We start from the raw sequence: 23,343 nt of genomic DNA, 5'->3' as shown, positions 1-23,343 counted from the left end.
CTAGGAAAGAGCCCTAGCAATAGAAGGGCTCTCTTGTAATTTAAGATTCTTTTACGATCTCAAAAGCTCGTTTATGATCCCAATTAAAAGGAACAATGTACACTTCAAACTGGCACGGCTCCGGCTTCAACTGATACTCCGGAAGCTGAGCCGGCCCACAACTCGCGCTTCCTAAACCATTTTGCTTATAATCTAGATGGAATGTAACAAACTCCCTTTCTTGTAGTTCATATAAACGCTCTGCTTTCTCTAAATCTTCTGTCGTGTAAGGCAAGGCGCTAAAATTAAAATCTTGCGTACTATGCGCAACAAATCCAACATGATATTGATCATATAACGAAACCCACTTTACATCTGTTCGATTTCCCGTCTCTTGCGGAAAAACATACGGGAAAAATAAATCTTTTACAGTCATTTCATACAAATCTATTTTGTTCGCTTCTTTACTATCCACATATGATTCTCCTGGTCCACGTCCAAACCAACTTACATTTTGATATTGTTTTGGCAGACGCATTTCGAGCCCAATTCGCGGAAACATCTCTGGTAAAGTACCGCTTGGATTCAACTTTGTCTCTATTTTCATAGCTCCGCTTCTTTCAATTTCATACGTATAAGTAAAAGTAATTTTCCAGTTCACAACAAGCGGGGAAATAAATCCTTTCACAACAACTTCAACATTTCCATTTTCAAGTTGTACAGCTTCTATACTCGCTACGTCATGTTTCACAAGGTGTACATATTGTTCTTTCCATTTTTCAACTACATACATATCATTATCAATTGTTGCCCGCCAAATATTTAATTCAGGCCCTTCTTCCATAAGTGATTGTCCTTTAAAGGTCCAGTCTTTTATACGCCCTGTTACAGGGTGAAAAGAAATAGCAAAACTTTCACCAGCAACACGAATTTCCTCCTTTGTTTCATGTAAAGTTACTGGCTCATATAACTTCGAATCTCTTTTTCTTCTTATCTTTTTTAGAGCTGGAATACAAAATTGTTCCCAAGCTATTTCATGTCCTGCTACTCCCCAATTTGTATCTGCTCCTAATACAATCGATACTGTTACATAGCAATCCTTCTCTGTATGAAGGGCTATTTCATCTTTAAAAAGCAACTGAATCTCACAACTCTCTTTCGGTAACAAAGGCGGGGCATCTATAGAATCACTCGCAATTACTTTTCCTTCTTTTTTGACAGTCCACTGCACACGATAGCCTTTCAATGAGCGAAAATCATATATATTTTGTATCGAAATCCTACCACTTCGTATGTCTATCTCTCCTACTTTAATAGGTTCAATTATTTTCTTATATTGCAACAAAGCTGGCGATGGCGTTCGATCTGGCAAGAGTAGTCCATCAATGCAGAAATTACTATTATGCGGAGTATCTCCAAAGTTACCTCCATATGCAAAGTACTCTTCTCCATTTTCATTCACTTGACGTAATCCATGATCGATCCATTCCCAAACAAAGCCACCTTGTAATCTTTTATGACTATAAATCGCTTCCCAATATTCTTTTAATCCGCCTGGTCCATTTCCCATCGCATGAGCATACTCACATAAAATATGAGGTTTTTCCCACTTTTCTTCTTCTGCATAACCAATAATCTTTTCGACTGAAGAATACATTGTACTAAAAATATCAGCGACTTTCGTTTCTCGATCCCCTTCGTAATGAATGATTCTTGATTGGTCCAATTCCCTACACTTATTCGCCATTGCAATAAAATTACAACCGAACCCAGATTCATTTCCGAGTGACCACATAATAATTGAAGAATGATTACGATCTCGACGTACCATACGTTCCACACGATCTACATAAGCATTTTCCCATTCAGGATCATCACTTAATACGTTTGCATTACCAATTAACTCAAATCCATGGCATTCCAAATCAGCCTCATCAATTACATATAAACCATACTCATCGCATAGATCATAAAAACGTGGATCATTCGGATAATGTGCTGTTCGCACCGCATTAATATTATGCTGTTTCATAAGCATTACATCTTGTTTCATTGTTCCATATGTGACATATCTCCCTGTATCCGGGTGGTGATCGTGACGATTCACCCCTTTAAATATAATGGGAATACCATTGACAAGAAGATTTCTATCCTTCATCTCAATCATACGGAAACCGATCTTCTGTGAAATCACTTCTACAACTTCACCATTTTCGTTTCGAATCGTGAACAATACAATATACAAATACGGGTCTTCTGCGGACCATTTCTGCGGATTTTTGACAAAAAACGAATGTGTATCATCTATAACCCTTTTCCCCTGTAAGTCCAAATACGATGTATGTTGATCTAATACTTCCCCATTCTTATTACAAAACTTATACTCTAGTACATAATTTTTATTCAGTAATTGTTCGTTGCAAATCTTTGTACTTAGTTGTAATACACCATTTTCATAATTTTCATCAAGCGTTGTACATAACGTCATATCATAAATATGTACAGCAGGTTCATGCACAATGTATACATCACGAAAAATACCACTTAACCACCACATATCTTGATCTTCTATATAAGATCCATCACACCATCTATACACACATACTGTCATCGTATTCTTTCCGGCATGAACAAACGATGTAATATCAAACTCTGCCGTCAAACGACTTCCCTGGCTATATCCCACTTCTTCTCCATTTATCCATAAATGAAAGGCACTATCCACACCTTCAAATCGAATACGAATACATCCTCCGTTCCAACTTTCTGGTATATAAAATTCATTTTTATAACAACCCACTTGATTTTCAAATGGAACATGGGGTGGCTGAACCGGAAACGGATAATATAAATCGGTATAATGCGGCTTTCCGTATCCTTGCAATTGCCAATGCCCAGGTACATGAATCGTATCCCATTCACTACAATCAAATTCACTTATGAAAAAATTCTCTGGAAGTTGCTTTGGGGATTCTAAGTACAAAAACTTCCACATTCCATTCAGCAATTTGTAATAAGAAGAGCTTTCACGCGTAAAAGATAGAGCCGCTTGTTCAGTTTGAAAGGGAATAAAATGTGCTCTTCCCTCCATGCGATTCCGCCCTGTTACTTGAACATTTTCTAAGTCCTCTAACATGTTATGTCCCATATCGATCCTCCTTTTTGCATTCACTTTGTCACATCATTTCTACGCTCTATTATTTAAGGCCCGTATGTCCCGATTCTTCCACAATATAGCGTTGTGCGAAAAAGAAGAGTGCAAGAGGTACAGTACTAATTAACAATGTCACCGCCATAATCCCTTCCATATCAACGCCAAACATACCTTTAAACTGTGCTAAGCCTAGCGTTAATGTATATTTGCTTTGGTCATTTAAGAAAATAAGCGGTCCTAGATAATCGTTCCAACATCCTAAAATATTAAAAACAGCAACAAGAATTAAAATCGGTTTCATAATCGGTAAATAAATACGGTAGTAAACTTGAAAAGCGTTCGCACCATCCATCCTTGCAGCCTCATCTAGCTCCTTTGGAACAGACATAATAAATTGTCTCATTAAAAAGATAAAAAACGCACCGCCAAACCAAGATGGAATAATTAAAGATTTTAACGTATTAATCCAGCCGAGAGCATTAAATTCCATATAAAGCGGAATCATCGTTACTTCCCACGGAATCATCATCGTCGCTAGCACAATCATGAACAAAATATCCCGTCCTTTAAATTTAAAACGTGCAAAACCGTATGCTACTAAAGAAGATGATATTAACTGTCCGATTGTTGAAAATACTGTTACCACAATTGAATTCCATAAAAAGGTATTAAATGGTTGACTCGTCCACGCCTTTGCAAAATTACTGAATTTAAACTCAGATGGAATCCACTTTGGCGGATATAAATATAATTCTTCTGGTGATTTCACAGATGTTGTAATCATCCAAAAGAAGGGCAATAAAAATAAAATGGAAAAACCTATTAATAGTGCGTATACTACAATTCGATGTATGCGCTTCTTCGTTCTCACACTGCATCCTCCTTATTCATCTTTTACTTTGACTTCATCTCATTTTCATAATAAACCCACGCTGCTGATGATTTAAAAACAAGTAGTGTTAACCCTAAAATGATTAAAAACATAAACCAAGCATTCGCTGATGAATAGCCCATTTTAAAATACTTAAATGCATTTTCATATACATACATCGCGTAAAAATAGGTGGACTTTAATGGACCTCCGCCGGTTAATACAAGCGCTAATGTTAATTGTTGAAACGCACCGATAATTGTTGTAATTAAATTAAATAAAATCGTCGGCGTTAACATCGGCAATGTAATTTTGAAAAATTGTTGCACTTTTCCAGCTCCATCAATGGAAGCAGCCTCATACAAGTTTTGCGGGATATTTTTTAATCCTGCTAAAAAAATGAGCATAAGCGTACCTTGTCCCCATAAACTAGCAATTACCATCGCAATTAGCGACCAGTTCGGATCACTTAACCAATTTGGTCCTTTTATACCAACAAGCGATAGAAAATAATTCAAAATACCATACTCCCCGTTATACACCCATGCCCAAATCATCGCTAAAGCCACACCAGAAATAACGCTTGGCAAATAGAAAAATGTTCGAAAAAACGCATATCCTTTTACCTTTTGATTTAGCAAAATCGCTAAAAATAGGGCAATAATTAAATTAAATGGAACAAATAATGCTGCAAATTTCACCGTAACCCATAACGAGCCCCAAAACATCGGGTCATTTAGAAACATATCTTGATAGTTTTTTAGTCCAACAAATTGAACTTCTCCAATAAGCGGCCAGTCAAAAAAACTAATAAATAATGAAAATAAAAGAGGACCAAGGGTAAAGGCTACAAAGCCAAATACCCATGGAAATATAAATGCATAAGGAACGAGTTTCTCCCTTTTCATTTTCTTTTTCCTAATGGCTATATTCGTTTCACTCTCTATAGATACTCCATATTTCAACATCCACACCTCTTTGCTTTTACAATTATTTATCCATATATTTCTCTGAATCTTGAACAGCTTTATTTAATAATTGCTCTGGGTCTTGCCCAAGCATAATTGCATTTATTGCCGCTGATAAATTCCGGTTTACTTCATCCCATTTTGGGTTAAGTAAAAATGCTGGTGTATTTGTTGAACGTTCTAGCATTGTGTAGAACGGTTTAATATTCGCATCTTCCTCTTTCTTCAATTCTTTTACAACACTAATTCGAACTGGCAAATCAGAAGTTCGCATTTTAATTGCTTCTGGTGAAGAATAAAACTTAACAAACTCCCAAGCTAACTCTTTATGCTTTGCATCTTTTGCAATTGAAACAGCTGATGTACCAACAAGTCCCTTCACTGGTTTCCCTTTAAATGCGGGAGGTTCTACTGTACCAAAATCAATTTTTGCATCTTTAAATCCTTCTAATGGCCAAATTCCACTCTCCCACATCGCTAACTTCCCAGCTTTAAAAATATCATCACCGCTCTGTTGATTTTTTCCACCTACTAATACAGCCGTTTTATCCTTTAGCATACTTTGGAAAGATTTCATAACTTCAATTGTTTCTGGACTGTTCATATGTCCTTTTATTTGTTTTCCATCTTCACTTACAAAACTACTACCGTTACTCCAAATAAACCCTTGTAAATCATACGTATCTGGCTCAGGTCGTAAAGCAAAGCCATATTGTTTATTGCTTGCATCTGTTAACTTTTTCGCAGTGTCTACAAACTCATCCCAAGTCCATCCATCTTTCGGGTATGGAATATTCGCTTTATCAAATAACTTTTTATTGTAATATATAACCCGCGTTGTAAAACCTGCTGGCATACCATATAATTTCCCGTCAATACTAGAGTAGTTAAATAGCCCTTGATAAAAGTCATCTAATTTCATATCTGGATCTTTCTTTGCCAGTTCATCTAAAGGCTCAAGAGATTTATAGTAAGATGGGAAATTCCACATATACATAACATCCGGTGGGTTTTTCGCCCCGAAAGATGCTGCGAGCTTTTGATCAAAACCATCACCATAAGCCTCCACCTGTACTTTTACTCCCGGATTCTTTTCTTCAAATTTCTTTGCAATTTGCTGCTGAATCTTCAAATTCTTTCCAGCATCCCAAGTTGCAAATCGCAATACTGTTCCATCATTTGATGTTTGTTTCTTTTCATCATCCTTTGATGATTTTTTACTTGTAGTCTCATTTGAGCTACAACCAGCTAAAAAAACAATAAGTACGAGCATAAAACTAAGACATACATGTACCATTTTTCTCACTGCACACACTTCCCTTCTCCAAAAAGCTTTTTTATTTCTGATTTTTCAGAATAAATGATTTAACCGCTTTCATTTTACCTTTTATGAAAGCGGTTAAAAACATCGATTTGTTCGATTTTTGTTATCAAATTGTTCGTTCGACGAAATCAGGTGTCAATTTGTTTTATATAAAGTTCCACATTGTTTTTCTCGATATTCTGATGGCGTTGTTCCTGTACACTTTTTAAACCATTTACTAAAATATTTACTATTTGAAATACCAATATGTTCCGCTACCTCTTGAATCGTAAGTGAGGTTGTTTGAAGCATTTGCATGGCAAGTTCAAGTTTTCTTCGTTCTGTAAAAGAATGAAAACTTTCACCTATTATCTTTTTAAAAAGCATACTAAAATGACTTCTGCTTAGCCCTACCATCTCCGCCACTTCTGAAACAACAATTGGCTCTGATAAATGATTCATTGTATACAAAATAGCCTCTTTAATTGTTTTTGGCCAATTGTTAATCGTTACTTTATACTTAATCTCAAGTTCTGCAAATTGCTTCATCGATTTAACTGAATTCATCCATTGCTCTATACTGAACAGCTCCCCTGACGTAATCCAATATAGCTCTTCGTATTTACTCTTTACATCCATAAACATTTGTTCCATCATTTCCTTATATTTTTCATTAAGAAATAAGAAACATTGATCCTTTCCACATAATATCTTCACATGCGGATTTGATACCTTTTGATCCATCTCTTGTAATATGAGATGCAATCTCGATTCTGACCTTATAAAACAGGCATAATACCCATCGTTCATCCATTTCCATTCATTACGAAATAAATCCACAAGTATCTCTTGGAACTGATTTTGAAAACCACATAACCATTGAAAAAAATCTTCGTAAAAGAGAGATTTTTGCTGTTCAATCGCTTCCGTTTCTTTATGAATGGTTAACTCTGTTTGAAATGCTCGTAAATATTGATCCAACTCCTCATCATGAAACGATGTTTTCAATAAATAACCTGAAACTCCCAGTTTAATTCCTTCTTGTGCATATTCGAAAGCACGATGACAACTTAATAATAATACCTTTGTTTTCGGCGCATGTTGTTTAATCTTTTTCACAAATTCAATTCCATTTACAACAGGCATAACAATATCTGTAATAACCACCTCTGGTTCATGCTGTACAAACTCCTCCCATCCCCTCTCACCATTGGGTACATCCGCTACTACTTCCATATTATACGCCGACCAATCTACCGCCATCTTCAAGCCCCTTCGAACAATCGTCTCGTCATCCGCAATGAGCACTTTAATGCGTTTCATTTCTGTATCCCTCCCTTTGGCCAAAGAATCTGAATTATAGTTCCTTTCTTTTCTTCTGATTGAATCGTTAATCCGTACTCTAGCCCAAAATGCAATTTAAATTTTTGATCAATATTATATAATCCAAGCCCCCCCTTTTGTTCTGCAGATGGCTCTTGTAATAAATCTCGTTTTCGCCTATCAGAAATACCACGGCCATCATCGGTAATATGTATACATAAATCTCCATTATCCTTTTCAAATGCTGATAATGTAATAGCTCCTTCTCCATCATCGAAAGCATGAAAAAATATGTTTTCAAATATAGGCTGAAGCGACATTCTTGGAATCTGCTCCTCTTTCATAGAAGATGGGACGTTTTGCGTATAAGAAAAATAATTTCCAAATCGAATCTCCTGCACCTTTAAATAATGCTCAATAATAGTTAGTTCACTTTGGAGTGTGACAAGATCATTCGCAAAATTTAAATTCCCTTCTAACACAGCAACAAGATGATAAATCATTTCACTTACATCATTTGCCCCCTGAAGCTTTGCTTTCCATTGAATCGAATTTAACGTATTAAATAGCAAGTGCGGATTAATTTGATAATGAATTGCCTTAAGCTCAGCGTCTTTTTTCAACTTTTCTTTCTCATATATTTCTTCTACTAATGATTTAATTTTGACAACCATTTTATTAAAATTCACAGTTAAATTCCCTACTTCATCTTGTGAATTTACTGGTATATTTGTATAAAAATCTCCTTTACTTACTTGAGATATTGCATGATCCAAATTCGTGACATTTTCCGTTAGCTTAGCCGAGATTAAAAATGCCAACATAAAAGCTAGGCATAGCGATACAACAATTCCAATTAATGTAACAAACAAAATAATTGTAGAAGATTGATAAAATTCTTTTTCTGGAATAATAATTTCTAGACTCCATTTATTTGATGGAATTGGCTTTTCCCAAATGATATCACCCTTGTTTTTTTTATAATTTTCATCTGTCGTATAAATCACCTGTTTTTTTTCATCACGAATGGTAATCAGTGCATGCAAATCTGTTTCTAATGAATCAATAAACTTAAATAAATCCGTCGCATCTGTTTCCACTAATATCCGGCTATCTTTCAAGCTACCGAATGATGTTTTGACTGGAACAAGTAATCCAATTACTTTGCTTTTATCAGCTACAGAGTAATGGTTCGGAACATAAATTCCATTCCAATACCCTTGTGATAAATTCCCTTGTTCTTCCCAAAATTTTTCTTTTTTTAGTTTCTGCACATCTAAATACCGATCTCCATAATAATAACCGCTAGGTGTAATTAAAAAGATTCCCTTCGTTTGTGCTGTTTTATGCGCTTCTAAAAACCTTTCAAAATTTTTCTCAATAATAAATTCCGAATACGATTTCGGTGCTTCTTTTTTTAAAACAATTAACGTCGGGTCTGATAAATATTCTTGAATATCACTAGCAATTAAATGCATATGGCTTAATGTTAATTCAATTTGAGTTTGAAGCTGCGATATAGCAAACTTTCCATAATCCCCAAACTGTTCATTTACAAGATTGGATGACTTTTCATATGACATCCAGCTAAACAACATGAGCGGAATAAGTGCGACAACTAAAAAACATGTTAATAACTTTAAACGAAGGCTTGTTCGAATTTGTTGCACCAATCTCCATAATCTAAATTTCGTCATTCGCCTCATCCCTTATCCTACTTAATTTATTTTGTTTTTCAGAATATTCCAACTTAATTGTATTTTATCAAAAATATAGTTAAAATCTATAAAAAAAGAGCGCTTTATTGCAAGCGCTCCTTTTTATAGCTAAGAAGAATACTTCATCGTTAAATGCAAAACAGCTATTTCATCTCCGGCATTTTTATAACTATGCTTCTTATTCGCTTCAAACTGAATCGAATCAAATTCATTTAATTCATACACATCATTTTCAACTTGAATAGCAACTTGCCCTTTCATAACAGTAACGAATTCAATTGCTCCTTCATGGTGAGACTCTGGCTCATAAATACTTTGCGGTCTTAAACAAGCACGATGCATCTCCATGCCCGTTTCTTTCGTATACCGGAACATTGTCTCTAACCGCCATGCCTGTCCTACGTCTACCGCAAATCCTTCCCCACAGCGCGCAACCGCTACTGGTTCTCCAACTACCATTAACCTCGACAATGGAATTGACAGCCCCTTCGTAATTTTCCAAATGACGGCTAATGTTGGATTCGTTTCACCTCTTTCGATTTTTCCTAATGTTAATTTACTAACCCCTGTTTTTTGCGCCAATTCTTCTAAACTCAGTTTTTGTTCATTACGAATTTGTCTTAATAACTGACCAACTTGCTGAATGACTTCTTTTGTTTGTATATCCTCTTTTTCTTTCATAGTAACAAAATCACCTCTAAGTATAAAATAATTTACTTTAATTAACTTTATGTATATTATAATATACATAAATGTTTCAAATCTCGAAAGGAGTGCTTACGCATCATGCGCGCAATATTATTAGGTATTTTATCATCCGCCTTTTTCTCTGCAACATTCATTATTAACAGAGCAATGAATGTATCTGGAACAAGCTGGGCTTGGACTGCTTCTTTCCGCTTTTTATTTGCTCTCCCTATTTTATTCCTTATCGTTTTATTCCGCAAAAACCTTCGGCCCTTATGGTCAGAAATGCGAAAACATCCCTTTGCATGGCTAGGATGGGGATCTTTAGCAGGGATCGGCTTTTATTCTTTATTAAGCTTTGCTGCTGTCTTTTCTCCAGCTTGGCTTGTTGCAGGAACTTGGCAAGTTACAATACTCGCTGGCTTGCTACTATCGCCATTATTTTTTATTACGATTGAAACAAAAACAGGTACAAAACGCGTACGCGGAAAAATCCCACTTCGCAGTTTATACGTATCACTTTTCATTATAATTGGTGTCATTTGTATGCAAGCAACAGAAGCTGGGCATATTACAGCCACTCAATTTATATCTGGTTTTCTTCCTATTGTTCTTGCAGCTTTCTTATATCCATTCGGCAATCGAAAAATGATGGAAGTTGTAGGAGGACGCCTTGATACTTTCCAGCGTGTATTAGGAATGGCAATCGGCAGTCTGCCTATAGCAATTATTCTTGCAATATATGGTTTTAGGGCAACAGGCATTCCAACATCCGGTCAAATGCTTCAAGGATTTTTATTAGCATTATGTTCTGGTGTTATCGCCACAATGACATTTTTCTTTGCAACAGATTTAGCGAAAGATAACCTTTCCTTATTAGGTGCTGTAGAAGCAACGCAAGCCGGAACGATGGTATTTACTGTTCTTGGTGAAATGATTTTCTTAAATGGTTCATTCCCTATCGGACTCTCACTTATTGGGATGATTATCATTATGGCTGGAATGGTAGCAAATAGCATTTTAAATCGTTCTGTTCCAGTTGCTAAACGAAAGAAAACAGCATAACAAATGAAAACACTGCATAAATAAAAAACATGATTATTCTTTGAGAATCATGTTTTTTATTTGATTAAAATTGTATTAAATACTGAAAAATAGAATCTTCGATCTTTCTGAAAGTAAAAGAAGCGAGCCCACTTATACGGAGGCTCGCTTTTTTTACTTTTTAATTTTTGATTGTAAATTTGTAACAAGTTGCTGAACTGTTACATTCGCAAGTACGCTTTCCATCGCTTCTTGCGCTTGCATTAATATAATTTCTAATACCGATTGAATATTCGCACCTACTGGACATTCAATATTTGGATTCTCATGGAAAGAAAATAGATGTCCTTCTTCTACTACTTCCACTGCTTTATATACATCAAGTAATGTAATCTCATCTAAATCACGAGCAAGTGATGTACCACCTTTCCCTGCTTGTACATCCACTAGACCTGCTCTTTTTAACATTCCTGTAATGCGGCGAATCACAACTGGGTTTGTATTCACACTGCCAGCAATCCATTCAGAGGTACAGCGAGAGTTTCGATCTATCGCAAGTAACGTTAACATATGAACACCTACTGTAAAACGGCTACTAATTCCCATCTGCACACCCTCCTTTACGTTCATTCTGTCAAAAGACGATACATACTATTATATACTATTTTTTATTTGTGCATAAAGAAAAAGCATGATTCTCTTAGAAAATCATGCTTTTATGATTATTGACGCTTAATAAATTTAGTTAAATCTTTGAATTTCACCTTATCAGAGTAATTCATAACACCGTTGACGTAAATGCGGCTTGTAACAGCATTCAATATACCAATTGTCACAATTAAAATAGCTAGTGTTATAGTAATTTCTAATGTACCTGCTTCTCCAGCTACAACTCTTGAGAATGTAACCATTGGTGTAAAGAATGGAACGTAGGAACTCAAGACAACGATTGTACTATTTGGATCACTTAATGATTTAATACTAATAAAGAATGCGGCCATTATTAAAATCATTATAGGAAGAGAGACTGCCTGTAAATCCTCCGTCTTGGATACAACCGCCCCAGCAGCTGCATACATCATCGCATATAGTAAATACCCTGTAACAAAGTAGATAAGAAACATACTTACAACTTTTGCATCTAATTTTGTAAAATCAATTGGAACCCCAAATAATGACGCACTTTCTAAATTTACCCATCCTAATACGTATGGAATGAGATAACCACATGCTAATATGATAAGTTGTAATAAAGCCGTTGAAACAACTGCCAAAATTTTTGCATACATCATCGTAAGAGGCTTTACTTTCGGAAGCATCACTTCCATAACACGAGATGCTTTTTCAGAAGCAATATTCATCGCAATTGTATTACCAAAAGCGATAATAAACATATACAATGCAAACGTAAAGAAATATGCAATACCGAAAGAAGACGTACGATCTTTTATCGCTTCTTGTTTCACAGGAATTTCTGTTTGTAATTGTTTGGCTACTTCTGGTGAAACATTATTTTTAGCAATTGTTACCGCTGTATATTGTTGTTTTAAATAACTTGCCATAATTGCAGAAGTTGCTTGACTTGGGAATCCGTTATACATATACGTAACTTCAGGTACTCCATTCTTTTCTGTTACATGGAATAAACCGTCTAAATCCCCTTCTTCTACTTGTTTATGCAGTTTATCAAAATCCTCTTTTGAACCAACAGTTATTTTCGCTGATGGTAGTAACTTGTTTAATTCCTCTTTTTGCACTTTATATGTGGAACTTTCCGTTACAACTGCAATCTTATCTTTCTCCTTACTTTTATCTCCATCAGAAGTGAAATGGTTAAATGCAAAGATTCCAAACACAACTAAAAATAAAATCGCACTCGTAATCAATGATTTTTTAGAAAAAAATGCTTCCCTGAAATAAAATGAAAATACATGAGAAAATTTACGCATTGTTATTTCGCCCTTTCTACAAATATTTCGTTTAGCGTCGGCTCTAGCATTTTAAATTGCCTTAAGCTTACACCTTGCTCTTGTAAATTTTTTAAAATAGTTAAGGCCTCTGCATCATCATGAACTTTCATATAAAGCAGTCCTTGTTGTTTTTCATACGAAATATGTAAGGCTTGCAATGCCTGTTCATTTTCCACCGCATCTTCAATTGTTAAATTACGAAAACCGTATTCTTTCTTAATATCACTTAGCTGTCCTTCTACAACCGCTTCACCTTTCTTTAAAATACAAACGTGCTGACAAAACGCCTCCACTTGTTCCATGCGGTGGCTTGATAAAATAATTGTTTTTCCTTTTTGTACTTCTTCTTCAATAATATTTGCCAGCATTCCAGCATTAACTGGGTCAAGTCCACTAAACGGCTCATCTAAAATAAGAAGCTCTGGATCGTGAATAAGTGCAGCAATTAATTGGATTTTTTGCTGATTTCCTTTTGAAAGTTCTCCAGCCGTTTTATATTTATATTCCGGGATTGCTAGTTTTTCTAACCAACGATCAATCGCACGGTCTACTTCTTTTTTCGTCATTCCTTCTAATCTACCGAAATAGCGAAGTTGATCTATTACTCTACTTTTTGTATATAATCCTCTTTCTTCCGGAAGATAACCAATCGTTACATCACTTTGAGAAATCGCTTTCTCATTCCATGTAATAGAACCTTCATTTGGGGTTAATAAACCAAGGAGCATTTTAATTGTTGTCGTTTTCCCTGCGCCATTCCGGCCAAGTAGTCCTAATACTTCACCTTTTGGTAATGAAATTTCTAATTGATCGACCGCTTTTGATTCTCCGAATATTTTCGTTAAGTTTTGAATTTGTAAACTCAAAGTATAAACCCTCCCCTTTTTCACTATTCTTACAATCTTCTAAATGGTATGTTGCATATAGGAAAAATATTGTAACATATATAAATCCATCAATTTCTATAATAAAATTCTAAAATTAACGTTATATATCCCGCACCTTTCCTATCCACCATTTGTTTTATTTAGTTAAAATTGTAAATAAAAAACTGACTTTTATCAATTATAATTGTCATTACTCATCATATATCCCCTTACTTATTATACTGAAGTAGGACATACTACTGTATATACAAATAATAGTATGTAAAAGTTCATAAAAAAGGTATAAAAAATATTATATTTTAATATATAATATTAAAGGATTTAGTTACATCAAGGAGGATACATATGAAGATGAAAAGAGGCATTACCACATTATTATCTGTAGCAGTTCTTTCTACATCACTTGTAGCATGTTCAGGAACAGCTGAAAAAACTGTAGCAAAAGAAGAAAAAGTAAAATTAACAGATCAACAGCTAATGGCTGATCTATGGTATCAAACAGCCGGTGAAACAAAAGCTTTGTATTATCAAGGTTATAACATCGGGCAATTAAAACTCGATGCAGCTCTTGCAAAAGGGACAAGTAAAAAACCAGCAATTGTACTAGATTTAGATGAAACCGTTTTAGATAACAGCCCCCACCAAGCGATGACTGTGAAAGAAGGAAAGGGCTATCCTTATAAATGGGATGAGTGGATTAATAAAGCAGAAGCGGCAGCTCTTCCTGGTGCAATTGACTTCTTAAAATATACTGAATCTAAAGGTGTCGATATCTACTACATTTCAAACCGTAAAACAAATCAATTAGATGCAACGATTAAAAACCTTGAACGCGTTGGCGCTCCACAAGCAACAAAAGAACATATTTTACTACAAGACCCGAAAGAAAAAGGGAAAGAAAAACGTCGTGAACTTGTTTCACAATCGCACGATATCGTCCTATTCTTCGGTGATAACTTATCTGACTTCACTGGATTTGATGGAAAATCTGTAAAAGATCGCAATCAAACAGTTGAAGAAACAAAAGCACAATTTGGCGAGAAATTCATCATTTTCCCTAACCCAATGTATGGTGATTGGGAAGGCGCTCTATATGATTACAATTTCAAAAAATCTGATGCAGAAAAAGATAAAATTCGTCGTGATAACTTAAAATCATTTGAAGTAAACAAATAACGTGAAACTTCCATCAGTTGGGGTTTTCTTTATCCTTCACCTATCTTCTTTACTTTCGCTGAGTCTTGAGGTGGGGGTCTTACTGTCCGCGAATAACGGGATAAAAGGATGGCTTAAGCCATCCTTTTATCTTATTCCTTCTTTCTTAACTCACAGTTTATTCCAATCCATTCATGTGTATATCCGAACAATATACATATCCATTTTGATTTTTCAACATATAAGTCGCGGCTGTGAAAATAAAAAAGAATCTCCACTCGTTTTCTCCCTTTGTTTTCACTCGGCATGGGGCTAAAAAAAGCCCGGACCGCTTCTATGCATGGCCGAACGCTCTCTCCCACCCAAAAGAGAGGTTTTGTATTGTTTTTTCCATTTGCATGTATATAAACCGACAAAATTACACATTTTTTGACATTTTCTTTGCAATTCTATTACGTTACGACTCTAATATTTCTTTTTATAGAAACTAGACTTATAATTAACATACTAGAAAAATTATAAGAAAGGACTGAGATTACACAGCGTTATGAAAAAGGTAATTATTATTTCTGCCACCACGATTGTAATCGGTATCACATCCTTCGCTTACTTCGGCTCGAAGTCTCCACTACAAAATGAAGCGAAAGCTGTAGAAACAAAGAAACATATTGAACATCCAAAAGAAGAGATTCCTGCATTTCCAAAAGCAAATCATACAGCAAAAAAAATAGATGAGAACTTCTCCCTTGTTACAAATCCGGATTCACCTCTTGTATTAGTAAATAAGCATCGTAAATTACCAGATGGCTATACACCAGATGATCTTATAAGACCAGACGTTCCATTTGCATATCCAAAAGATAAAGAGAAAACATTACTTCGTAAAGATGCTGGTGCAGCTCTCGAAAAAATGTTCCATGCAGCAAAAGAACAAGGACTAGAGCTTACTGCTGTATCAGGATACCGTTCTTATAAACGACAACAATCATTACATAATATGTATATAAAACGACAAGGACAAGCTGAAGCAGATTCGGTAAGCGCAATCCCTGGAACAAGTGAACATCAAACAGGCCTTACAATGGATATTAGTTCTAAATCAGCAAATTATCAATTAGAGCCTATTTTCGGTGAAACAGAGGAAGGTAAATGGGTAGCAGCACATGCCCATGAATTTGGATTCATTATTCGTTATTTAGAGGATAAAACAGATACGACGGAATACGCATACGAACCATGGCATATTCGCTATGTTGGTAATCCATATGCTACATACTTACATAAACATCACTTAACATTAGAAGAAGCAATGGATGCAAAAAAATAAGAGAGCATAGCGCTCTCTTATTTTTTTTGCATTCATTATTGCAGTAGCTTTTGCTTCCATTCTTCAAGCCAAGGTGCCCCTTTTCCCGTTTTCTTTGAGGCTTGCACCATTGCCCCGCGCCCTACTAAGCAAACTTCTCCCGCTTCATTTTTCACCATATAGTGTAAATCCAAAGAAGAATTCCCAATTGTTTCAGCTTTTACATATACCTTTAAATGTTCATCGAAGAAAATTTGTTTAAAAAAATTACATTGTAAATCAGCAACAACAATCATTGTTTCTGATGCTTCATGTGTCCATTCTTGCATAAAACCAAGCTCTTTAAAAAATTCAATACGTGCTTCTTCAAAGTATGTAAAAGCAACACCATTATTCATGTGTCCAAACATATCTGTTTCACAAAAACGAACTTTCACAGGAATGTAAAATGAAAAATCTTTTTCCCAGCTAGCAAAGTTTTCAATATAGGAAATCTTCTTCATGTTTTTCTCTCCTTTTTCTCTCATTCTCATAAGTCACATAATAACTTTCGGAATAAACAAAAAATTAAAACGATAAAAAGCCATATATCCATTCTGATTTTCCAACATATCAGTCGCGGCTATGGAAAACAACAGGTGACCTACACTCATTTTCTCCCTTTGTTTTCACTCGGAATAGGGCTACCGTTTCTATGCATGGTCGGATCCTCTCTCCCACCCAAAAAGAAGAATTTCATGTCGGTTTTTCCATTTGTATTTATATAAATATTGCCTCTTCGATTCGAAGAGGCAATATAAATTAATAGTTATTGTCGCTACCAAAGAAATCTTTAAACGACTGAATTGTTGTATCGCGGTTTAATGCTGCAATTGAAGTTGTTAACGGGATACCTTTTGGGCATGATTGTACGCAGTTTTGCGAGTTACCACAGTTCGCAAGGCCACCATCACCCATAATTGCACGTAAGCGCTCTGCTTTATGCATTTCACCAGTTGGATGTGAGTTAAATAAACGTGCTTGTGAAAGCGGCGCTGGTCCGATAAAGTCAGATTTACTGTTTACGTTCGGACATGATTCTAAGCAAACACCACATGTCATACATTTTGAAAGTTCATATGCCCATTGACGCTTTTTCTCTGGCATTCTTGGTCCTGGTCCTAAATCATACGTACCATCGATTGGAACCCAAGCCTTAACACGTTTCAAAGCATCAAACATACGACTACGATCAACTTGTAAATCACGTACTACCGGGAATGTCTTCATCGGTTTTATACGAACTGGTTGTTCTAATTTATCGATAAGCGCTGTACATGATTGACGTGGTTTACCGTTAATCACCATAGAACAAGCACCACATACTTCTTCTAAACAGTTCATATCCCATGCAACAGGAGTTGTATGGTTTCCTTTTGCATCAACAGGATTACGACGAATTTCCATAAGAGCCGAAATAATATTCATATTTGGGCGATATGGAATTTCAAATTCCTGATCAAACGATTGTGCATCTGGTCCATCTTGTCTCGTAATGATGAGGCGGATTGTTTTCTCAGACATGTTGTTTATCCCCCTTCTCTTCACCCTTAGCAGCTACATCATGTTTTGAAGAATAGTCACGCTTACGTGGTTTGATTAATGAAACATCAACGTCCTCGTAATGGAATGCCGGTGCATTTCCTTCTCCTTCAAACTTCGCCATTGTAGTTTTTAAGAAGTTCGCATCATCACGATTTGGGAATTCTGGTTTATAATGCGCACCGCGGCTTTCATTACGGTTATACGCACCAATTGTAATAACACGAGCTAATTCAAACATATTTGCCAGTTGGCGTGTAAACGAAGCACCTTGGTTACTCCATTTTGCTGTATCGTTAATGTTAATGCGTTTATAACGTTCCATTAACTCTTCGATTTTCGCATCTGTTTCTAATAACTTTTTATTTTCACGAACTACTGTAACGTTATCCGTCATCCATTCTCCAAGCTCTTTATGAAGAACATATGCATTTTCATTACCATCTAACGTTAAAATATTGTTAAATTTCTCTGTTTCGATTAATTCATTTTGCTCGTATAAAGTAGATGAAACAGCATCAGATGATTTTGAAAGACCTTTCATATATTCAATCGCATTTGGTCCCGCTACCATACCGCCATAAATCGCTGAAAGTAACGAGTTAGCACCTAGTCTGTTACCACCGTGCATAGAGTAATCACACTCACCTGCTGCAAATAACCCTGGAATACTTGTCATTTGCTTATAATCAACCCATAGTCCGCCCATTGAATAATGAACAGCAGGGAAGATTTTCATCGGTAGTTTACGAGGATCATCACCTGTGAACTTTTCATAGATTTCAATGATTCCACCAAGTTTAATATCTAGTTCTTTCGGATCTTTATGAGAAAGATCTAGATATACCATGTTTTCACCATTAATACCTAGTTTTTGCTCGACACACACGTCAAAAATTTCACGCGTTGCGATATCACGAGGCACAAGGTTTCCGTATGCAGGATATTTCTCTTCTAAGAAGTACCATGGCTTACCGTCTTTATACGTCCAAACGCGTCCACCTTCACCACGTGCAGATTCACTCATTAGACGTAACTTATCGTCCCCAGGAATTGCTGTTGGGTGAATTTGAATGAACTCACCATTCGCATAATATGCACCTTGTTGATATACAGCAGATGCTGCTGTACCTGTATTAATAATAGAGTTTGTTGATTTTCCGAAGATGATACCAGGGCCCCCTGTTGCCATAATTACAGCATCAGCTTGGAAACTCTTAATCTCCATAGATTGTAAGTCTTGTGCAACGATTCCGCGACATACGCCTTCGTCATCCACAACAGCACGTAAGAAATCCCAACCTTCATATTTCGTTACAAGTCCTGCTACTTCATGACGGCGTACTTGCTCATCTAATGCGTACAATAATTGTTGGCCAGTTGTTGCACCAGCGAATGCTGTACGGTGATGTTGTGTTCCCCCGAAGCGACGAAAATCAAGAAGTCCTTCTTCTGTACGGTTAAACATAACACCCATACGATCCATTAAATGAATGATACCAGGCGCTGCTTCACACATCGCTTTAACTGGTGGCTGGTTCGCTAAGAAGTCACCACCATAAATTGTATCGTCAAAGTGGATCCATGGAGAATCCCCTTCACCTTTCGTATTTACAGCACCGTTCATGCCACCCTGTGCACATACAGAATGCGAACGTTTTACTGGTACTAAAGAGAACAGTTCCACGTTTACTCCTGCTTCTGCTGCCTTAATCGTTGCCATTAAGCCGGCTAAGCCACCACCGACTACTATAAGTTTCCCTTTCATGCTCTCCCACTCCTTACTGATTTGCTAGCTGTGGATCGATGAACGCTAATAATGCACTCACACCTACATAAGATAAACCTAAGAAAATAGCTAATGTTACATAAGTAGAGATACGTTGTGAACGTGGCGATACTGTAATTCCCCAGCTAATGCAGAATGTCCATAGTCCATTCGCAAAGTGGAAAATTGTTGATACAACCCCAACTAAATAGAAGCCAAACATAGCTGGATTGCTTAAAATATCTGCCATCATATCATAATTTACCTGTTTACCTAACAATGCTTGAATACGAGTTTCCCAAACGTGCCAAGATATGAAAATCAGCGTAACGATACCTGAGATTCGTTGGAAGACGAACATCCAGTTACGGAAGTAACTATAAGATGTCGCATTGTTCTTAGCTGTAAATGCAATATATAATCCATATATAGCATGGTACAGTATCGGTAAAAAGATGACGAAAATTTCTAGCGCATACCGGAATGGAAGGAGCTCCATAAAATGAGCAGCTTTGTTAAAAGCCTCTGCCCCTCTTGTTGCAAAATTGTTTACTACTAAATGTTGCGTCAAAAAGACACCAACCGGAATGACCCCCATTAATGAGTGCCACTTGCGAAACGTATACTCGCGGCCTTTCATGTCCCCATTACCCCCCTTGAGTGTTTGACTGCTGCTTTCAGTATTAGTTTATAACAATAATGTTTTTTCACTATTGCTATAAGAAAAACTGAAAAAATTATTCGAAATATTTCAGCATAATTTGATACCAAATTCATTTTACTCCTATTTTTGTCGAAGCGTCAAGAAAACGTATACATAATTTGTACATAATTTGCATATAATTTGCCACTTCCGTTTTTCTTCCTATATATTTAGATTTTCCTAAAGAAAGTACTGTTTTTATAAATGGGAAATGTTATATAATAATCCCTATAGAAAGAGGGGAATATTGTGAGCAAAAATACACTTGATATAGCATCTTTAGAAGATGTTTCATTGAACGCTTTCGCTTATGAGCTGCTGCGTGAAGAAGTACTACCTGACCTAATTGGTAAAGAATTAGATGACATCTTATACTGGGCCGGCAGAAACCTAGCACGAAAATATCCGCTAGAGACGATTGAAGAAGTCATTCATTTTTTTGAAAAAGCTAGCTGGGGCCGCTTGAACATCATCGAGCATAAACGCCGTGAAATGCATTTTCAGCTAACAAGTCCGCTCATTACAGAGCGTCAAAAGCAAAATAGACATTCTTCTTACCAATTAGAAACTGGATTTGTTGCAGAGCAAATTCAAAAACAACGAAATGTTGTTGCAGAGTCATATGAAGAGCAAAAAAAACGTTCGGAATCTATCACATTTCTTGTAAAATGGGACGTAAAAGATCCTATCGAAGTGTAGAATCTACACTAACAGTCAACTAGACATATAGGTTTAGTTGACTTTTCTATATAAATCCAAATTAAAAAAACGACATACACCATTTCTTTTAGGTGGGAGAGAGCATCCGGCCATGTATAGAAGCGGTCAGTGCCTTTTTCCCCCCATGCCGTGTGAAAACAAAAGGAGGAAATGAGTGGAGAACTGTTTTTGTTTTCATAGCCACAGCTTATATGTCGAAAAATCAAAATGGATTTATATATTTTTGCATATTCATTCGTTTTCAATGATTTTTAATCTTCTGAAATTATACCAAAAAATAAAAGACATTGTAAACTACAACGTCTTCTTATCTGTTAAATAGGAATAAATAGTTTCTGCAACATTTTGCGGCATTCCCGCTTCGACAAATTCCATCACAGAAGCTTCTTTCATCTTTTTTAGGGAGCCAAAATGTTTTAACAATACTTTTTTTCGCTTTTCACCAACTCCAGGAATCCCATCTAAAGCAGATTGAATCACTGATTTCCCGTGAAGCTGACGGTGAAATGTAATTGCAAATCGGTGTACCTCGTCTTGAATACGCTGCAATAAATAAAATTCTTGGCTATTTCTTTCAAGCATAACAGGCTCGGGAGGATCACCAATCATTAAATGCGATGTACGGTGCTTATCATCCTTAACAAGTCCAGCCATCGGAATATATAAGCCAAGTTCATTTTCAAGCACATCACTAGCAGCTGCAAGATGTCCTTTCCCGCCATCAATCACAATTAAATCAGGTAGTGGCAAATTCTCTTTTAAAGCACGCGTATACCGCCGGCGCACAACCTCTCGCATCGATTCATAATCATCTGGCCCTCGAACTGTCTTTATCTTATATTTTCGATACTCTTTTTTCGCTGGTTTTCCATCAATAAAGACAATCATTGCTGAAACTGGATTCGTCCCTTGAATATTTGAGTTATCAAATGCTTCAATACGATATGGTGTTTCAATGCCAAGCTGCTTACCTAAATTTTCAACAGCCTTAATTGTCCGCTCTTCATCACGTTCAATTAAATAAAACTTCTCCCCTAAAGCGATCTTCGCATTCTTGTTTGCTAATTCAACGAGGTCTTTTTTCTTTCCTCGTTTTGGCTGCGTTACATCCACTTCTAAAAAACGCTCTACTAATTCAGGATCAATACTGCCTGGCACTACAATTTCCTTTGGTTTAAAATGATTGTTTTGTTCATAAAATTGACCGATAAATGTTAAAAACCCTTCTTCAGGCTCATCATAAATTGGGAACATAGAGACATCGCGCTCGATTAACTTACCTTTTCGGACAAAGAAAACTTGCACGCACATCCAGCCTTTATCCACCGCATAACCAAACACATCGCGGTCAACTAAGTCGCTCATAATCATCTTCTGCTTTTCCATAATCGCATCTATATGAGAAATTTGATCCCGTAATTCTTTTGCACGTTCAAACTCTAATTTTTCCGATGCTTCATACATTTTCGCTTCTAATTCTGAACGAACTTCTTTATGTCCACCATTCAAAAACTTAACAATTCCATCTACAATTTCTTGATTCTGTTCATCCGTTACCTCTTGTACACAAGGTGCTAAGCATTGTCCCATATGATAATATAAACAAACTTTATCTGGTATATTTGTACATTTCCGAAGCGGATACATGCGATCTAACAGTTTTTTTGTTTCATGAGCTGATTGCGCATTTGGATACGGACCAAAATACTTTCCTTTATCCTTTTTTACATTTCTCGTAATGAGCAAACGTGGCTGTTTTTCAGCTGTAATTTTAATAAATGGATATGTTTTATCATCTTTTAATTGGATATTATATTTTGGATCATATTTTTTGATTAAATTTAATTCTAAAATAAGTGCCTCCAGATTCGAGGAGGTAACAATATATTCAAAATCAACAATTTCTCCGACAAGACGGAGTGTCTTCCCATCATGTGAACCAGTAAAATACGAGCGCACACGATTTTTTAACACCTTTGCCTTCCCGACATATATAACCGTTCCTTGCTTATCTTTCATTAAGTAACAGCCTGGTTGATCTGGTAAAATTGATAATTTTTCTTTTAAATGCTCGTGCACTCGCAAACCCCCGTTTCTACATATTTATCATTATTATTCCAAAACACCCAACATACGTTCTTTTATTGTAACGGAAAGAACAAAAAAATGAAAACATTATACATATTTTCTTCTTTTCACATAGAAT

19 protein-coding genes are annotated in these 23,343 nt (G+C 36.0%); 4 read left to right on the top strand and 15 right to left on the bottom strand.

The genetic code is table 11. The features are described from left to right. Positions 1 to 40: 40 nt before the first annotated feature. From ACM6HU_RS23800 to ACM6HU_RS23770, 7 genes are all read right to left on the bottom strand, one after another. The gene (locus ACM6HU_RS23800) at positions 41 to 3,127 is read right to left on the bottom strand and encodes a glycoside hydrolase family 2 TIM barrel-domain containing protein (RefSeq protein WP_088093817.1); all 3,087 of its coding nucleotides are present in this window, start codon (positions 3,125 to 3,127) and stop codon (positions 41 to 43) included. A gap of 49 nt (positions 3,128 to 3,176) precedes the next feature. Then, the gene (locus ACM6HU_RS23795) at positions 3,177 to 4,004 is read right to left on the bottom strand and encodes a carbohydrate ABC transporter permease (protein WP_016116516.1); all 828 of its coding nucleotides are present in this window, start codon (positions 4,002 to 4,004) and stop codon (positions 3,177 to 3,179) included. A gap of 23 nt (positions 4,005 to 4,027) precedes the next feature. After that, complete coding sequence (locus tag ACM6HU_RS23790) at positions 4,028 to 4,972, bottom strand: carbohydrate ABC transporter permease (RefSeq protein ID WP_016116517.1); 945 nt, start codon at positions 4,970 to 4,972, stop codon at positions 4,028 to 4,030. A 22-nt stretch (positions 4,973 to 4,994) separates the two neighbouring features. Continuing rightward, a complete protein-coding gene (locus ACM6HU_RS23785) occupies positions 4,995 to 6,245 on the bottom strand; it encodes an ABC transporter substrate-binding protein (protein WP_077294914.1) in 1,251 nt (416 codons plus the stop codon). 186 nt (positions 6,246 to 6,431) lie between these two features. Then, a complete protein-coding gene (locus tag ACM6HU_RS23780) occupies positions 6,432 to 7,598 on the bottom strand; it encodes a response regulator (protein WP_016116519.1) in 1,167 nt (388 codons plus the stop codon). Beyond that, positions 7,595 to 9,304 carry a sensor histidine kinase gene (locus ACM6HU_RS23775; RefSeq protein ID WP_016116520.1) on the bottom strand — a complete coding sequence of 570 codons (1,710 nt, stop codon included), beginning with the start codon at positions 9,302 to 9,304 and terminating at the stop codon, positions 7,595 to 7,597. Before ACM6HU_RS23775 ends, ACM6HU_RS23780 begins: the two co-directional genes overlap by 4 nt. Before the next feature lie 120 nt (positions 9,305 to 9,424). Further along, the gene (locus tag ACM6HU_RS23770; RefSeq protein ID WP_016116521.1) at positions 9,425 to 9,997 is read right to left on the bottom strand and encodes a helix-turn-helix domain-containing protein; all 573 of its coding nucleotides are present in this window, start codon (positions 9,995 to 9,997) and stop codon (positions 9,425 to 9,427) included. A 105-nt stretch (positions 9,998 to 10,102) separates the two neighbouring features. Between ACM6HU_RS23770 and ACM6HU_RS23765 the strand changes: the two genes are divergently transcribed. After that, positions 10,103 to 11,068 (top strand): multidrug resistance efflux transporter family protein, encoded by a 966-nt coding sequence (locus tag ACM6HU_RS23765; RefSeq protein ID WP_077294902.1) that lies wholly within the window; start codon positions 10,103 to 10,105, stop codon positions 11,066 to 11,068. A 153-nt stretch (positions 11,069 to 11,221) separates the two neighbouring features. Here ACM6HU_RS23765 and ACM6HU_RS23760 read toward each other — a convergent pair whose 3' ends face one another. The 3 genes from ACM6HU_RS23760 to ACM6HU_RS23750 all read right to left on the bottom strand — a co-directional run bounded on the left by ACM6HU_RS23760 (position 11,222) and on the right by ACM6HU_RS23750 (position 13,883). After that, positions 11,222 to 11,653, bottom strand: coding sequence for an Rrf2 family transcriptional regulator (locus ACM6HU_RS23760; RefSeq protein WP_016116523.1), 432 nt, complete (start codon positions 11,651 to 11,653; stop codon positions 11,222 to 11,224). 116 nt (positions 11,654 to 11,769) lie between these two features. Then, positions 11,770 to 12,996: an ABC transporter permease gene (locus ACM6HU_RS23755; protein ID WP_016116524.1), complete on the bottom strand. Its 1,227-nt coding sequence runs from the start codon at positions 12,994 to 12,996 to the stop codon at positions 11,770 to 11,772. A gap of 2 nt (positions 12,997 to 12,998) precedes the next feature. Next, positions 12,999 to 13,883, bottom strand: coding sequence for an ABC transporter ATP-binding protein (locus tag ACM6HU_RS23750; RefSeq protein ID WP_016116525.1), 885 nt, complete (start codon positions 13,881 to 13,883; stop codon positions 12,999 to 13,001). Between the two features lie 366 nt (positions 13,884 to 14,249). On the opposite strand from ACM6HU_RS23750, the gene ACM6HU_RS23745 reads away from it, so the two are divergent. Then, positions 14,250 to 15,080, top strand: a complete 831-nt coding sequence (locus ACM6HU_RS23745) for a 5'-nucleotidase, lipoprotein e(P4) family (protein WP_003200718.1) — start codon at positions 14,250 to 14,252, stop codon at positions 15,078 to 15,080. Positions 15,081 to 15,606: 526 nt separating this feature from the next. Next, entirely contained in the window at positions 15,607 to 16,386 is a 780-nt protein-coding gene (locus tag ACM6HU_RS23740) for a D-alanyl-D-alanine carboxypeptidase family protein (protein ID WP_016116526.1), read from the top strand. 35 nt (positions 16,387 to 16,421) lie between these two features. On the opposite strand, the gene ACM6HU_RS23735 is transcribed toward ACM6HU_RS23740, so the two are convergent. From ACM6HU_RS23735 to sdhC, 4 genes are all read right to left on the bottom strand, one after another. Continuing rightward, positions 16,422 to 16,868: an acyl-CoA thioesterase gene (locus ACM6HU_RS23735; protein ID WP_016116527.1), complete on the bottom strand. Its 447-nt coding sequence runs from the start codon at positions 16,866 to 16,868 to the stop codon at positions 16,422 to 16,424. A 298-nt stretch (positions 16,869 to 17,166) separates the two neighbouring features. Continuing rightward, positions 17,167 to 17,928: a succinate dehydrogenase iron-sulfur subunit gene (sdhB, locus tag ACM6HU_RS23730; RefSeq protein ID WP_016116528.1), complete on the bottom strand. Its 762-nt coding sequence runs from the start codon at positions 17,926 to 17,928 to the stop codon at positions 17,167 to 17,169. Then, on the bottom strand, positions 17,921 to 19,714 hold the full coding sequence (gene sdhA / locus ACM6HU_RS23725; RefSeq protein WP_016116529.1) for a succinate dehydrogenase flavoprotein subunit: 1,794 nt from the start codon (positions 19,712 to 19,714) through the stop codon (positions 17,921 to 17,923). The genes sdhB and sdhA overlap by 8 nt, the downstream gene beginning before the upstream one ends. Before the next feature lie 13 nt (positions 19,715 to 19,727). Next, positions 19,728 to 20,354 (bottom strand): succinate dehydrogenase cytochrome B558, encoded by a 627-nt coding sequence (sdhC, locus tag ACM6HU_RS23720; protein ID WP_016116530.1) that lies wholly within the window; start codon positions 20,352 to 20,354, stop codon positions 19,728 to 19,730. Positions 20,355 to 20,666: 312 nt separating this feature from the next. Here sdhC and ACM6HU_RS23715 point away from each other — a divergent pair, with 312 nt between their 5' ends. Next, positions 20,667 to 21,116, top strand: coding sequence for a YslB family protein (locus ACM6HU_RS23715; RefSeq protein WP_016116531.1), 450 nt, complete (start codon positions 20,667 to 20,669; stop codon positions 21,114 to 21,116). Between the two features lie 315 nt (positions 21,117 to 21,431). Here the strand turns inward: ACM6HU_RS23715 and uvrC are convergent, their stop codons facing one another. After that, a complete protein-coding gene (gene uvrC / locus ACM6HU_RS23710; RefSeq protein ID WP_016116532.1) occupies positions 21,432 to 23,216 on the bottom strand; it encodes an excinuclease ABC subunit C in 1,785 nt (594 codons plus the stop codon). Between the last annotated feature and the right edge of the window lie 127 nt (positions 23,217 to 23,343).

Source organism: Bacillus sp. IT-79MI2, assembly GCF_949768135.1.
GTDB lineage: Bacteria > Bacillota > Bacilli > Bacillales > Bacillaceae_G > Bacillus_A > Bacillus_A pseudomycoides.
The sequence above is the reverse complement of the archived record's forward strand: the minus strand, read 5'-3'. Positions and strand labels throughout refer to the sequence as shown.